Annotated in this window: 17 protein-coding genes; all 17 read left to right on the plus strand. The window is 59.0% G+C overall.

The genetic code is table 11. From position 1 onward, the window contains the following. Nucleotides 1–448 precede the first annotated feature (448 nt). The 17 genes from NA8A_RS23475 to NA8A_RS23560 all read left to right on the plus strand — a co-directional run bounded on the left by NA8A_RS23475 (nucleotide 449) and on the right by NA8A_RS23560 (nucleotide 14,015). Nucleotides 449–2,104 carry a terminase large subunit gene (locus tag NA8A_RS23475; protein ID WP_009452930.1) on the plus strand — a complete coding sequence of 552 codons (1,656 nt, stop codon included), beginning with the start codon at nucleotides 449–451 and terminating at the stop codon, nucleotides 2,102–2,104. After that, nucleotides 2,101–3,441 carry a phage portal protein gene (locus tag NA8A_RS23480; protein WP_009452931.1) on the plus strand — a complete coding sequence of 447 codons (1,341 nt, stop codon included), beginning with the start codon at nucleotides 2,101–2,103 and terminating at the stop codon, nucleotides 3,439–3,441. Before NA8A_RS23475 ends, NA8A_RS23480 begins: the two co-directional genes overlap by 4 nt. Beyond that, entirely contained in the window at nucleotides 3,434–4,270 is an 837-nt protein-coding gene (locus NA8A_RS23485) for a head maturation protease, ClpP-related (protein ID WP_240532848.1), read from the plus strand. The genes NA8A_RS23480 and NA8A_RS23485 overlap by 8 nt, the downstream gene beginning before the upstream one ends. 24 nt (nucleotides 4,271–4,294) lie before the next feature. Next, nucleotides 4,295–5,758, plus strand: coding sequence for a phage major capsid protein (locus NA8A_RS23490; protein ID WP_009452933.1), 1,464 nt, complete (start codon nucleotides 4,295–4,297; stop codon nucleotides 5,756–5,758). A gap of 321 nt (nucleotides 5,759–6,079) precedes the next feature. After that, on the plus strand, nucleotides 6,080–6,604 hold the full coding sequence (locus tag NA8A_RS23500; RefSeq protein ID WP_009452936.1) for a hypothetical protein: 525 nt from the start codon (nucleotides 6,080–6,082) through the stop codon (nucleotides 6,602–6,604). Beyond that, the gene (locus NA8A_RS23505) at nucleotides 6,598–7,167 is read left to right on the plus strand and encodes a head-tail connector protein (protein ID WP_009452937.1); all 570 of its coding nucleotides are present in this window, start codon (nucleotides 6,598–6,600) and stop codon (nucleotides 7,165–7,167) included. The genes NA8A_RS23500 and NA8A_RS23505 overlap by 7 nt, the downstream gene beginning before the upstream one ends. Continuing rightward, nucleotides 7,164–7,694 (plus strand): acyltransferase, encoded by a 531-nt coding sequence (locus NA8A_RS23510; RefSeq protein ID WP_009452938.1) that lies wholly within the window; start codon nucleotides 7,164–7,166, stop codon nucleotides 7,692–7,694. Before NA8A_RS23505 ends, NA8A_RS23510 begins: the two co-directional genes overlap by 4 nt. Continuing rightward, a complete protein-coding gene (locus NA8A_RS23515) occupies nucleotides 7,688–8,302 on the plus strand; it encodes a hypothetical protein (protein ID WP_009452939.1) in 615 nt (204 codons plus the stop codon). Before NA8A_RS23510 ends, NA8A_RS23515 begins: the two co-directional genes overlap by 7 nt. Next, nucleotides 8,299–8,661 (plus strand): phage head closure protein, encoded by a 363-nt coding sequence (locus NA8A_RS23520; protein ID WP_009452940.1) that lies wholly within the window; start codon nucleotides 8,299–8,301, stop codon nucleotides 8,659–8,661. The genes NA8A_RS23515 and NA8A_RS23520 overlap by 4 nt, the downstream gene beginning before the upstream one ends. Before the next feature lie 9 nt (nucleotides 8,662–8,670). Further along, a complete protein-coding gene (locus tag NA8A_RS23525; RefSeq protein ID WP_009452941.1) occupies nucleotides 8,671–9,081 on the plus strand; it encodes an HK97-gp10 family putative phage morphogenesis protein in 411 nt (136 codons plus the stop codon). Continuing rightward, on the plus strand, nucleotides 9,078–9,482 hold the full coding sequence (locus tag NA8A_RS23530) for a DUF3168 domain-containing protein (protein ID WP_009452942.1): 405 nt from the start codon (nucleotides 9,078–9,080) through the stop codon (nucleotides 9,480–9,482). The genes NA8A_RS23525 and NA8A_RS23530 overlap by 4 nt, the downstream gene beginning before the upstream one ends. Further along, complete coding sequence (locus NA8A_RS23535; protein WP_009452943.1) at nucleotides 9,482–9,688, plus strand: hypothetical protein; 207 nt, start codon at nucleotides 9,482–9,484, stop codon at nucleotides 9,686–9,688. Before NA8A_RS23530 ends, NA8A_RS23535 begins: the two co-directional genes overlap by 1 nt. A gap of 81 nt (nucleotides 9,689–9,769) precedes the next feature. Continuing rightward, a complete protein-coding gene (locus tag NA8A_RS23540; RefSeq protein ID WP_009452944.1) occupies nucleotides 9,770–10,243 on the plus strand; it encodes a phage tail tube protein in 474 nt (157 codons plus the stop codon). Next, nucleotides 10,243–10,674: a gene transfer agent family protein gene (locus NA8A_RS23545; protein WP_009452945.1), complete on the plus strand. Its 432-nt coding sequence runs from the start codon at nucleotides 10,243–10,245 to the stop codon at nucleotides 10,672–10,674. Before NA8A_RS23540 ends, NA8A_RS23545 begins: the two co-directional genes overlap by 1 nt. A gap of 328 nt (nucleotides 10,675–11,002) precedes the next feature. After that, nucleotides 11,003–12,907, plus strand: coding sequence for a tape measure protein (locus NA8A_RS24515; protein WP_157174163.1), 1,905 nt, complete (start codon nucleotides 11,003–11,005; stop codon nucleotides 12,905–12,907). Nucleotides 12,908–12,913: 6 nt separating this feature from the next. Next, on the plus strand, nucleotides 12,914–13,654 hold the full coding sequence (locus NA8A_RS23555) for a hypothetical protein (RefSeq protein ID WP_009452947.1): 741 nt from the start codon (nucleotides 12,914–12,916) through the stop codon (nucleotides 13,652–13,654). Continuing rightward, a complete protein-coding gene (locus NA8A_RS23560) occupies nucleotides 13,644–14,015 on the plus strand; it encodes a hypothetical protein (protein WP_009452948.1) in 372 nt (123 codons plus the stop codon). The genes NA8A_RS23555 and NA8A_RS23560 overlap by 11 nt, the downstream gene beginning before the upstream one ends. Nucleotides 14,016–14,036: the final 21 nt, after the last annotated feature.

A 14,036-nucleotide genomic window follows, 5' to 3' on the forward strand; every position in this document is an offset into this window, starting at 1 on the left:
TCAAGGGTGAGAGACGCGCAGCTTGCAGCCAAGCCGGTATGTGAATGGTGCTTTAAGCGCGGGATCATCACCAAAGCCACAGTCTGCCACCATGTAGACAAGGCCAGTAAGGAAAGCCCGGCCACCTTCTACGCCGGGCCCTTCGAAAGCCTATGCGCTCCATGTCATGACCGAGACGCCCAAAGCGAAGAACGCATGGGATACTCGACCGAGATAGGGGCCGATGGATGGCCCGTAGACGAGCGCCACCCTGCAAACAGTCAGAGATGCGCCAAAAGCTGAAATGCCTCTCCATGGCTTCCCCTGCCTGAAAGGCGGACATCCTAGATGGGGGGGGGTGGTTAAAAAGTCCAGATCGATGGGCTTAGGGACCGGCGCGGGGAGTCTCGAACAGAATTAGTTTCGCGCGGCTGATAGTTTTCGCGCTTCCAATCACAAGGATTGATGAATGGGACTTCGCGGGCCTGGCGCCACGCGGGCAAGGCTGGCGCGTGAGCAGGCAGAGAAGTCTAAGCGTCGGCTCCCATGGAAGAAGAAGGGTCTCAGCCGCGTCGAGCGCGTGATTGCATTCCTCGAGTTCCTACCGATCACGAAGGGGAAACTGCAGGGCAAGCGAATGCGCCTTCTGCCCGAACAGCGGGAATTCGTGAAGGCGGTATATGGGCGGTCGGGTGTGAACCGCGTGCGCATCGCGATCAAGTCGGAACCGCGCGGCAACGGGAAGACCGGTCTTATCTCTGGATTGGCTCTTTGCCATTTGCTCGGGCCGGAGAGCGAGCCTCGCGGCGAGGTCTATTCCGCAGCCATCGACAGGCAGCAAGCCGGACTGATCTTCAATGAGATGGAGGCCATCATCATCGCGGTGCCGGAATTTGCGGCGCGCGTGAACCCGCAGCGTTTTCACAAGCGCATGGAGGTTCTTGAGGGAGACGGGGCTGGCTCGATCTATGAGGCGCTTTCCGCCGATGCCCGCCGGGCGCATGGTCTGGCTCCATCGTATTGGGTCTATGACGAGCTTGCCCAGGCGCGGGATGGTGAGCTTCTGGAGAACCTTCGCACCGCGATGGGTAAGCGAAAGGCCGCGTTGGGAATGGTGATTTCCACCCAGGCGCCGACCGACGATCATCCATTGTCGTTGCTCATAGATGATGCACTGGAAGGGCACGACGAAAGCATCATTGTGGATTTGCGCACCGCGCCTCTGGATGCTGATCCATTCGCGCCTGAGACGATCAAGAAATGCAATCCGGCCGCCGGTGTGTTTCTTGATCTCGATGACATCGTGAAGGAGGCGGAGCAAGCGCGGCGTGTTCCCATGTTCGAGGCCCGCTATCGCAACCTGCGCCTCAACCAGAGGATCGACGGGAACGCAGAGAATCGGATCGTGACACGTCCGATCTGGGAGGCCTGCAAATCGGAGATCGATGTGGCGGACCTTCATGGGCGAAAGTGCTTTGGCGGTCTCGATCTGTCCGGCAAGCACGATCTTACGGCGCTCGTCTTGGCGTTCCCTGATGGACAGGCAGAACCGGGCTTTGATTTGCTCTCGTTCTTCTGGACCCCGGAAGGTCAAATGGCCGCGCGGCGGGACCGGGAGCGGGAACTGTTTCGGGTCTGGATCAAGGCCGGGCATATCAACGCGGTGCCGGGGCCGGTGATCAAGTTTCGATATATGGCCTCGCAGCTTCGCGAGTTGATGCAGCTTTTCGATATCCAGGCGATTGGTTTCGACCGGTGGCGCGTTGATGACTTCAAGGTCGACATGGCCGATGAGGGCGTTGATTTGCCGCTCGAGCCATACGGTCAAGGGTTCAAGGACATTTCTCCGGCGATTGAGTTTTTCGTTGAGCTCGCTCTGTCTGGTCGCCTGCGCCATGACGGGAACCCAGTGCTGAATTCGTGCGTGGCGAATGCCATCACGGTCAAAGACCCCGCCGGCAACATGAAGATCGACAAAGAGAAATCGAACAAGGGCGCGTCCGTCAGGATCGACGGATTGCAGGCAGCATTGATGGCGCTTGGCACCGCCAAGAGGTTTGAGCCGGAGGCAAAAATGGATCTCACCGACTTCCTGGCAAGCCCGATTATGGCGATGGGCGCATGAATGCCTTCGTGAAAGCGGCAGCTGCGCCGTTCAAGCTCTACAGCGCCATCAAGGATGAGGTGGCGAAGGAGCGTAGGCTGCGCCTAAATGATGGAATTGGGTGGTCAACCTTTGGCGGCCGCACCAGCAATGCGGGCAAGGTCGTAACACTCGACAGCGCAATGCAAGTCGCCACGGCGTGGGCATGCATCAAATTGAGCGCTCAAGCTGTTTCTTCATTGCCTCTGAAGGTTTTCGATAAGAGGGGTGGTGACAATCGGGTCCAGATTGATGACGACATTGCTGATGTGATCGGGTCAGATGGAAGCCCGAACGAGGACCAGACGCCGCTTGAGTTCTGGGAGGGCATTGTCGCGTGGTTGATGACCACAGGGAACGCGTATGCAGAACGGGTAACCGTTGGCAGGTCATTGTCGTCTCTACAGCCTATCATGAGCACGCATTGCCGACCCGTGCGGTTGACAGACGGGACCCTGGTCTATCGCGTCAATGACCGCGGGAAGGCAGAAGACCTGCCCCGCGATAAGGTCTTCCATGTGAAAGGCTTCGGGCAGGGGCTGAAGAATGCGGATGAGGGACTGTCTCCGATTGCTGCGGGCACGAATTCACTTGGTGCCGCAATGGCCGCGCAGGAGGCGGCTGGTAGAACGTTCGCAAACGGTATGCGCCCTACAGGCTTCTTTCTGTTCGACCAGGTGCTGGACAAAAAGCAGCGTGAGATGGCGCACGCGGCATTGGTGTCCCCTCTTCAGGGAAGCTCCAACTCCGGGGGTGTCGGCATCCTTGAGGCTGGCGTGAAGTGGCAAAGCGTATCTCTCAATCCCGAAGATGCGCAGATGCTGGAAACCCGTCGCTTCGATGTGGAAGAAATCTGCCGTTGGTTTGGCGTTCCTCCGATCATCATTGGCCATGCTGCGCAGGGGCAAACCATGTGGGGCTCCGGCGTGGAGTCGATCCTCATTGCTTGGCTGACACTTGGTATCGATCCAATTTGCGACCGTATCGAGGCTCGCATCAAGAAACAGCTGATCCGCCCGACAGGCAATCGCAAACGCTACGCTGAATTCAACCGTGAAGCGCTTCTGCAAATGGATTCTCAGGCCAAAGCAGCATTCCTGTCGCAGATGGTCAACAACGGCCTGATGACCCGGAATGAAGGTCGCGCGAAGCTCAATCAAAGCCGAAGCGCTGACCAGAACGCCGACAAGCTTACGGTCCAGTCCGCAATGGTCCCGCTCGATGCTCTCGGTCAGCAGACGGAAGGAAACCAGGCTCGCGCCGCACTCATGGCGTGGCTGGGCATCAACCAGGAGAAGCAAGACGATGAGCATGCGTAAGCTGCCGCAGGCGGAAATCTCGGCGCGGCCAGGACTCCGAACAGAGGTCATGCCTTCGGCCCTCAATCGATGGAACCCTGAAGTTCATGCTGCCGCCGCCGAGGATACGGACAACTCGATTTCTATCCTCGACGTGATCGGCCAGGACTTCTGGGGTGAAGGGGTGACCTCAAAGCGGATAGCCGCGGCACTTCGGTCCATCGGGAAGCAAGATGTTGTCGTCAACGTCAACAGCCCAGGAGGCGACTATTTCGAAGGTCTCGCGATCTATAATATGCTGCGCGATCACCCCGCAAAGGTGACGGTGAAGGTTCTAGGGATTGCCGCATCTGCGGCCTCTGTGATCGCGATGGCCGGCGACGAGGTGCAGATTGCACGGGCCGGGTTCCTGATGATCCACAACACATGGGTGGTGGCAATGGGCGACCGCCACCAGTTGCGAGATGTCGCAGACTGGCTTGAGCCGTTCGACGCCATGGCCGTGGATATTTATGCCGCGCGCACCGGAATCGCGCCCAAGGACCTCGGTAAAATGCTTGACCGTGAGACATGGATCGGCGGTTCGGATGCGGTTGAACAAGGCTTTGCGGATAGTCTTCTTGCCTCGGACGAAGTATCGACCAAAGCCAAGAATGAAATGGGTAGGCAAGTATCCGCTGCCCATAAGCTGGACGCGCTACTTGCGCGAGCCGGTGCATCGAGATCGGAGCGGCGCGAGCTTGTTGCCGCTCTGAAAGGGGGCATGCCTGGCGCTGTCCCAACCGGCATGCAGGACGCTGCCGTCATTGCAGAGGTTGAAAGCCTCCTCGCTTCAATCCGGTCGATCTGACCGCCAAACGAAAACAGGTGAACCATGAAAATCTTCGCTCTCTGCGGAGCCCTTGCGCTTGCGCTCGTGGCCGCCGCTTTCCATGGCGTCCTGCCTGCAAGTGAGCTTGCGCAGCACGCATCCACTTTCCTCGGCGACGGGGGAACTCTTTCGGCCATGGGACTAGCTGCCATTGGCCACCGAAACATGCCGCGGGATTCCCTCGCGGCCCTGATGGCTGCGCAACCCGCCGGTGTGATCGGCGCCCCGCGCAACGAAGCAAACCCCGGCAAGATCGAGGAACTGCTGAAGGACGTGAAGCAGGAACTGACGCGCATCAGCGATGATGTGAAGAAGACTGCCGAGCAGGCCATGCAGCAGGCCAAGGATGCTGGCAAAGTCGGTGAAGAGACCAAGGCCAAGGCCGATGAGTTGCTTGCCACGCAGCAGAAACTCACCGACGCACAAAGCATGCTGGGCGAGAAGCTGGAGGCGCTGGAGACGCGCAATCAGGATCTCGAGCAAAAGCTCGCCGCACGCCGCGGTGCCGGTCAGAGCGATGCCAAGTCTGTTGGCCAGATCGTTTCTGAAAGCGATGACCTGAAGCAGTTCGTTGCGAAAGGCGCTCGCGGTTCAGTCCGCATCGGCGTGCAGCAGGCAATTACTTCTGCCTCTGGATCGGCGGGCGACCTGATCTGGTCGGATCGGGAAACCGAAATCGTTAGCCTGCCAAAGCGGGCGATGACGATCCGCAACCTGATCCCGTCTGGCCGCACAGGCTCGAACCTTATCGAGTATGTGAAGATGATCACCCGCACCAACAATGCGGCGGTTGTCTCGGAAGGTGCGCAAAAGCCGGAATCCAACTACGTCTACCAGAAGACCGACGCTCCGGTGCGCACTATTGCGCATTGGGTGCATGTCTCACGGCAGGCGCTTGATGATGCCGCGCAGCTTCAGACCGAGATCAACGGCGAACTCCGCTACGGCCTGGAGTATGCCGAGGAACTCGAAATCCTGAAAGGTGACGGCACCGGCGAGCATCTGGAAGGCCTGGTCACAGCTGCGACCGCCTATTCAGCCCCGTTCGCACTCTCCGGCGAGACGATGATCGATACCCTGCGTCTGGCGCTTCTGCAGGCCTCGCTTGCTGAGTATCCGGCGGATGGCATCGTCATCAACCCGACCGACTGGGCGCGTATCGAACTGCTCAAGGATGGCGAGAATCGCTATCTCTGGGCGAACCCTCGCGCCATGAATGGGCCGGGCCTGTGGGGCAAGCCGGTGCTGGAGACGCAGGCGATGGACGTTGACGAATTCCTCGTCGGCGCCTTCCGCATGGCCGCGACCATCTATGATCGGATGGATCCGGAGGTACTGATCTCCAGCGAGGATCGCGACAACTTCATCAAGAACATGCTCACGATCCGCGCCGAGGAACGCCTCGCCCTCGCCATCAAGCGCCCCGGCGCCCTGGTGACCGGCGATTTCGGCAACGTCTCCGGTTAATCAAGGTCGGTTCAGCAAGGCGGGCGGCTCCGGTCGCCCGCTCTCTGAACCGAAGGAGAGAGCTATGCAGATCAAACCACTTCGCAGCATGGTCGGTAGCTATGGCAAGATCCGAAAAGGGATTGAGGCCACGGTTGACGATCATATCGCGCAGCAGCTTGTGAGGCGCGGCGTAGCTGTTCCTGTCCAGACCGGGGAGGGAGCTAAGCAGGCATCCGCGCGCCCTTCGAAGGATGCCCGCCATGGTGGCCGGACTGGAGGCGGGAAACAGTCGTCATCGTTGCCGGGGGGCCAAGCGTCGAAGGCCAGCCGCTCGACCAGGTGAATGGCCGCGCCAAGGTTATTGCTATCAATAACTCCTGGCAGCTCGTGCCATGGGCAGACATCCTCTATGCCTGCGACTTCGCATGGTGGGAGAGATATCGGGGCGTGCCTGAGTTTGAAGGGCTGAAGTTGTCCGTGGATGCCTCTGCATGCCGAAGGCCGTGGGGCATTCAGAAAGTCGGCTTGAACAAGCATGATGATGGTCTTGAGCTTATGAAGCTTGGAACTGTTGGGTGGGCTGGAAACTCCGGCTTTCACTGCCTGAATCTCGCGGTTCAGATGTGGCCGGCCAAGATCATACTCGTCGGCTTCGACATGCGCGTTGACCTCGGGCTTCATTGGCATGGACCGCACAAAGGCTTGAACAATCCTTCGCAGCGGAATGTGGAACGCTGGCGGCGCTGCATGGATGCTGTGGCCGGCGCTATTCGCGAGTTCGGCATTGAAGTTATCAATGCCAGCCCAACCTCCGCTCTCAAAAACTATCCAAAGATGGGACTTATGGAGGCGATGGAATGCTGATCAGGCTCTCCGTTCCTGCTGCTCTTGCCGTGCCTCTGGCAGACGTGAAGCTTGCGCTGCGCATCGATTTCGATGATGACGATGATCGGCTCGAAAGCCTGATCTCGGCAGAGACACAGCGTTATGAGGATTTCACTGGACGCATCATGGCACCGGTGGATCTGGAGTATCGCTTTGACCGCTGGGGTGATCCGCTGTGCATCCCCGTGACGCCGGTTCGGGAAGTGACCGAGGTTGTCTATCTCGACAGCGCCAATGTGGAGCAGACGGTTTCCGCATCGGACTGGTACAGCCTCACCACCGATGAAGGCGTTGAAGTCTGGTTCAATGACACGTTTCCCAGACCGACACTGACCACGCGAGGGCAGGCGGTACGGGTTCGGTTCAGTGCCGGATATGACCAGCCGAACGCGAGCGGTTCGGGTGACGATCCTGGCCTCGCTTCAAACGCGGTTGATCGCATCAACATCATTCGGATGGTGCAGTGCATTTATGATCTCGATGAACTGATGCCGGATATTGAGATGATCCGTACGATGGGCAACCGGAGGATTTTCCGTTGATCCATCCAGAGGCAGCCATCCATCCCCAAGCGCTGGTCGATGGCGTCGCTATTGGCGCGCGCACCGTGGTCTGGCAATTCGCCACGGTGATCCTTGGCACGAGGATCGGAGAGGATTGCAGTGTTGGTGCCAGTGCGGTGCTTTCCGGGCCGAGATTCGGGAACAGGTGCAAGATCAGTTCCGGCGTTGTGATGGGCCCGGGCTTCTGGGTCGGTGACGACGTGTTTGTCGGGCCGAATGTCGTTCTGGCCAATGACATGTGGCCGGAGGTCTCGACGGAAGGCTATGACGACGCGCGGTTGCGTGGTGGAAAGCGCTTCGCAGTTGTGATCGAGGATGGTGTTTCCATTGGTGCGAATGCCGTTGTTCTGCCAGGCGTGCGGGTGGGTAAGGGAAGCGTGATCGCGGCAGGCGCGGTGGTGGATCGCAATGTTCCAGACGGTTTCTTGTTCCGGCGCAATGGCTATCTGAGCGAGGTTCCGCAGGATCGTCGCCAGAAACGTATGAGGCTGGTCGATCAATGCTGACGGTCTGCACGCTGCTTTGGGATGCGAACAGCTGTTCCCGTGATTTCTCGCGCATGTATGACGAGGAATGGGTGCACAAGCTCTATCGGGGCTTCCGGCGCAATCTGACTGTGCCGTTCCGCTTCGTGTGCTTCACGGATCGGCCGCGCATCTTCGATCCCGGTATTGAGCAGGATGCCATTCTTGCCAAACGCCCTGACTACGGCGCATGCATCGAAGCTTACCGCACAGACGGACCCATGATCCTAGCGGGCCTCGATACTGTCGTTCTGGGGAACATCGACCATCTGGCGGCGTGGTGTGAAACGGCGAAGGCGCAAGCTCTCCCGCGCGATCCGTATCATCCGAATATCGCTTGCAACGGTGTCGCCCTGGTGCCGGCGGGGTGGACAAAGATCGCCACACAACACCGGGGCGAAAATGACATGGAGTGGGTGCGCAAGTTCCCGCACAGCTTCATCGATGACCTGTTTCCCGGCGAAGTCGTCAGTTTCAAAGGCCACGTGAAAAAGCACGGGTTGAGGAATGCCCGGATCGTTTATTTCCATGGCCTGCAAAAACCCCACGAGCTGGACGGCGTCGACTGGATCAAGGAGCATTGGCGATGAGAAAGGGTGGACCCGGTGCGCTGCGCGATCGCGTCACCTTCTATCGCGAGGTGGAAACGCCGGACGGTGGGGGTGGGACCGTAAACGGTTGGTCTGTCATCGCAGGCTTGGTCAAAGTCCGCGGACGCTTCAAGCCAGAACGCGGGTCCGAACGCATCGAGGCGGGACGGATGCACTCATCCGTGGCCGGAACGCTGAAGGTCCGATCATTCGCGCTCATGCGCACAGTCACCGCAGCCGATGTCTGCCTGATCGACGGGGAAACCTATGTCATTCGGTCGATAACCAATCCTGACCGAAAGAACGAGTATATCGAGATGACCATCGAGCGCGGCGTCTATGATGTACCACAACCCTGAGAATTCGGCATGGTGCTTGGGCTGAAGTCTCTCAATCGCAAGCTGACCCAAACGATTCCTGAGCGCGTGCGGATACGCACCCGGGCGGCGATGGAAAAGGGTGCCGATGAAATCGTCGCAATGGCGAAATCATTGGTGCCCGTGGACAGTGGCGATCTTCGCGACAGCATAGGATGGACCTGGGCCGATGCTCCTAAGGGGTCGATAGTCCTCGCATCATCTGCCCCAGACAGGGGCGGTGAACGTATCACGATCTATGCCGGAAACGATGAAGCCTACTACGCGCGATGGGTCGAATTTGGGACGCAGAAAAACTTGCCTTCCCCATTCTTCTTCCCGAGTTATCGGGCATTGAAGAGACGCGTCAAAGGACGCATTACCCGTGAGATGCGCAAGGCGATCAAGGAAGGTTCGAAATGAGCGCATCATGGGAATTGCAGACGCTTATCTATGGGCGCCTGATGGCTGATACCGGGGTGCAGGCTTTGGTCGCTGACCGAATTTATGACCGCGCGCCTGATGGGGTGCAGTTTCCCTATATCTCCTTTGGTCCGTCCGACGTTGTCGAGGATGATGCAGAGTGCATCATAGGCCGGACTGAGACCCTGCAGATTGATTGCTGGTCGCGATATCAGGGCGGGTTCAAAGAAGTGAAAAACGTCGCGGACGCTGTAAAAAAGGCTTTGCACCGATATGCCGGTGCCCTTTCGGTCAATGCGCTTGTAGATATGAGCGTTCTTACCATCCGCTATTTCTCTGATCCTGACGGGATGACTTCACATGCCGCTATTTCTCTTGAAGCCAGAGTTGAGGAAAGCTGATGCCCTGGGCAATTTTCCATCGCACATTCAATTTCGACTTTCGGCCTGACGCTGCCGTTTGCAAGGAAATCCGACCGGCAATCATTCCACAGGAGCACCCGGAGCGGGTCATCGCGGCGGCAGTGAAGGCCGGAGCGGCCCATCGGGTCAAAAGCCCCAGGCCGGAACAGAAACGCGCCTACAAGCGCGCCAAGCGGGCCGGATAGCGCCCATCACCTGAGAGCGGGCGAAAGCCCTTCACCTTCGGCTGGTTATCGACCGGCCTATTCCCGCATGGAGACAATGAAATGGCACGCGCCACGACAATGAAATATGAGGAGATGATCCTCGAAGTTGAGTTCGACGCGTCCGGTTCGCCCGGCGTCTACGCGGCGATCTGCGGATTGACCGACGTCACGATCAACCGCACCTCGAACATCGACACGTCGGAAGTGCCCGACTGCGATGACGAAAGCCTGCCGGTTTCGCTGGAGCGCCAGGTCAGGTCGCAGGAGGTCACGTTCTCCGGCACCGGCGTTTGGGCACTCCAGAGCCATGAGAAGATGCTCGACTGGTGGTATTCCGGCGCCTCGCTCAACTGCCGTCTTCGCAATGTCAAAGCGGAGAACGATGGCGCGGTGGGTGATACCTACATCGAGGCCGGCCCGGCCATCCTCGCCAACCTGAACAACTCCCGCACCAAGGGTCAGAAGGTCTCAGCCGAGATCGAAGGCCAGTTCGATGGCGTGCCGACCCGCACCCTTGTCGCATCGGGCACCTAATGGCGAAGGGCACTGACCTCACGTGGGCAGGAGGGGAGCATTCCTTCCTGCTCACCATTGAGCTGTTGCGCGCGCTGCAGGACAAATGCGATGCAGGCCCGGCCCACGTCATGAACCGGCTCGCCTCCGGGCGCTGGTATGTCGATGACGTGATCCAGCCGATCCGGCTCGGGCTGGAAGGCGGTGGAATGGACAAGGCGGAAGCCCGCAATCTGGTCAAGCGCCATGTCGAGGACGAGCCGCTCACCTTGTCCGTTCTAACCGCCCGCACAATCCTAGCAGCCGCCCTGTTCGGCAGCGAGGATGATCCCGTGGGGGAATCGGAGGCGGGGGAGGAGGAACCGAGCGCGAACCTCTCCCGCGCGGAAAGTGGCGGTTCTCCAGTTTCTACGGATGGGCAGGCATCCTCCGGCAAGAAGTCGGACGAATGACATTGTGGGAGTTCGGGGCGGCTGTTGACGGGTACATGCTCGCCAAAGGCGTAAAGCCCAAAGGCTCCGACATTTCCGATGACCGTCTATCCGAACTGGGTATCGAGGGGTTCTGATGACGACCGATGTTGAGCGCCTGATTGTTCGTCTTGAGGCGACGCAGGCGAAGTTCGAGAAGCAGCTTGCGCAGGCGAACCAGACGGCAAACCGCCGATCCCGTCAGATCGAAGCCCGTTTCGCACGGATGAACAAAAATCTATCCCGGAGCTTCTCCGGGCTTGGTTCCACGCTTACCAAGGCCTTTGCGGTTGCAGGCGGCATCCGAGGCGTGCAGACGCTTCTGGACAGTGCAACGCGCATTGACAACGCGCTGAAGGTTGCGGGGCTTTCCGGGGCGGAGTTGGAGAAAGTCTATGGTCGGCTTCGCGAGAGCGCGATCAAGAATGCCGCGCCGCTCGAAACGCTTGTCACGCTCTATGGCAGAGCTTCGCTTGTTCAGAAGGAATTGAACGTCTCCCAAGAAGAGATGCTGAATTTCACGGACAAGATCGCGCTCGCGCTGCGCGTTTCCGGTCAATCGGCGGCAGAGTCTTCCGGGGCGATCTTGCAGTTGTCGCAGGCCCTTGGTTCTGGCGTTGTCCGGGCAGAAGAGTTCAACTCCGTTCTTGAGGGCGCGTTGCCGATCGCTCAAGCAGCCGCCGCAGGTCTGAAAGAGGCGGGTGGATCCGTTTCGCGGCTTCGTCAGTTGGTAGTCGATGGCAAAATATCCTCGGAGGCTTTCTTCCGGGCATTCGAGGCCGGTAGCGTAATCCTTGAGGAAAAGGTTGCTGGCGCTTCGCTCACGACCAGCCAGGCATTGGAAAACGTCCGCACGGCTTCGATTGACGCGATGCGGGACTTCGCGAAAGGTTCCCTTGCTGCTGAAAGCATCGGTGATGCCTTCCAGATGCTGGCGGATGTCATCAATGGCACCGACTTCGAAGCGTTTGGAGAAGAGGTCCGCAAGGTTCTTGGTTGGTTGAATGATCTGCGCGAAGGCATCGAGTGGGTAAGGAATCTCGCTCCTGCTATCGGGTCCGCGCTCGGCACCGATCGTCTAGGCGAAATGCTGACCGGCGGTGCTGTTTCGAAAGAATTTCTCGGCGGCGCGATTACTGTCCAATCGACCCGCGCGCTGCAAAAGCGCATCGACAATGCATTCGCAGATACCGTGGACACTGCCGGTGCTCTGACCGAGAAGACCTTACGGGACTGGGCCGACCGCAATAATCTCAGCAGCCCAGTTGCTGGCGGGAAGGTCGAGCGCATACCGGAGCGTGAAACAGTTTCCCCGGTCAGCCTTTCAGATTTCAGTGTGCCGAGTGGCAAATCTGGAGGTGGCTCGCGGGGAAGCCGCAGGGGACGAGAAGATTCGTTTGCGCGCGAAACCCGGCAGATACAGGATCGTACCGCAGCAATCCTCGCAGAAACACAGGCCCAGTCTCAGCTTAACCCGCTGATCAATGACTACGGCTATGCGGTTGAATTCGCTGCCGCCAAGCAAGAGCTCATCAATGCGGCCAAGCAAGCGGGGCTCAGCATCACGCCCCAGCTTGAGCAGAACATCGAGCAACTGGCATCTTCCTATGCTCAGGCCTCCGCTGATGCGGAAAGGATGGCTGAGAAACAGGAGCGTGTTCGCAAAACTTCCGAAGACCTCCGGGACCTCGGCAAAGACGTTTTCAGCGGGTTTATCAGTGACATGCGGAATGGCGTTGATGCCGCAGAGGCGCTTTCAAATGCCTTGAACAAGATTGCCGACAAACTGATCGAGATGGCCTTGTCCAATCTGTTCTCTGGTCTGGGTGGCGGCGGCGGGCTTCTTGGGCTGTTCGGCTTTGCCAAGGGTGGCATTGCGGCTAACGGAAAGCCGGTGCCGCTTCCCCGGTATGCCAATGGTGGTGTTTCGCGCTCGGCAGCCATTTTTGGCGAGGCTGGGCCGGAGGCCGCCGTGCCTCTTCCCGACGGTCGCCGCATCCCGGTCGATCTACGCGTGCCGCAGGGCATGAGCGGACAAGGTGGCGGAAATTCAACCGTGCAGGTGGTGCTCTCTCCCGATCTGGAGGCGAGGATCCTCGAACAGGCGGCGGGCCAGTCGGTCAAGATCGTACAAGCTGCAGCGCCGGGCATCGTGGATACCTCGACCGCAGCAACACAAGCTGCGTCCCGCAACCGACCGGGCTTCTTCAGGTGATGGCGCATGGATTTCCCAAGCAAGACGATTGACCTGCCATGCGACCTTCTGTTGCCGGTCGGTGGATCATTCCATCATCGCCCGATTGGCGAGTTCGCACAAAGCCAGTGGGCACCGATGGTGCGCTCCGGTGGTATCCGGCAAAAACTATGGGTGCCGACCGTGCAAGCCGCCGATTTTCTCAGAAACAGAAGGGTCGACCGACGATACCGGTTTGAGACCTTCATTGACCGCCTGGATGGAAGTTCGGTCGCATTTCGTCTTTGGGACCCGTGGTGCGTCTACCCTCGCGGTGTCGGGGCCGGCATCTGGAACCCGATCTATCCAGACGGCAGGCAAAGCCAGGGCGAATATGTGATCGACGGCGCCTATCTGATCGATGGGCAATATCACATCGATGGGGGCTCAACGCTTGCCTATGTTGGCGAGAATGCGCCGCGCTATGCAGACAGTATCCTTATGACCGGGCTTGTTCCTAACGCAACGGTGTTCAAGGAAGGCGACAAGTTCGAGGTCGGCGGCAATCTCTATCGCGTGATGGATGATGCACTGTCCGATAGCAACGGGGATGCCCGTGTTCTGCTTTCATGGAAGCTCTGGAAGCCTGCTGTTGTGGGAGACCAGATCAATCTCCACAAGCCGACTGGCCGTTTTGTGTTGGCCGATGTCGATCAGGGTATCATCGAGCGGGCGTTCTCGACGGGGCAGGCGTCCATCTCTGCCATAGAGGTTCCATATGTCGAGTAAGCGCCGCCGCTGGACGCTCGACCAGGTGCTCCGCTCCGGCAATGTCACGGATGTGGTGCTTGTGAAGCTCGATCACACGGACGGGCCGGTCTATCTCTGGAATGGCCTCGGGCTGCTCGACCATGACGGGGTGGAATGGCAGGGCGTGGGCCGGCTCGGATCGGTCAAGCTCGGCGCGGCAGATACCGAAGTGAAGATCAACGATGTGGTGTTCGCGCTTTCCGGTATCGATGAGGAATATGTTTCCTACCTCGACAGCACTGTGAAGGGGTCCAAGGGATGGGTCTGGAAAGCCTTCATGGGGCCGGACTATCAGGTGGTTGACCGAGTGCGAACTGGACCAGCCATCCTTTTCCATTGAGCCGAACGGCACCGCCTCCAT

Source organism: Nitratireductor indicus C115, assembly GCF_000300515.1.
Classification (GTDB): Bacteria; Pseudomonadota; Alphaproteobacteria; order Rhizobiales; family Rhizobiaceae; genus Nitratireductor; species Nitratireductor indicus.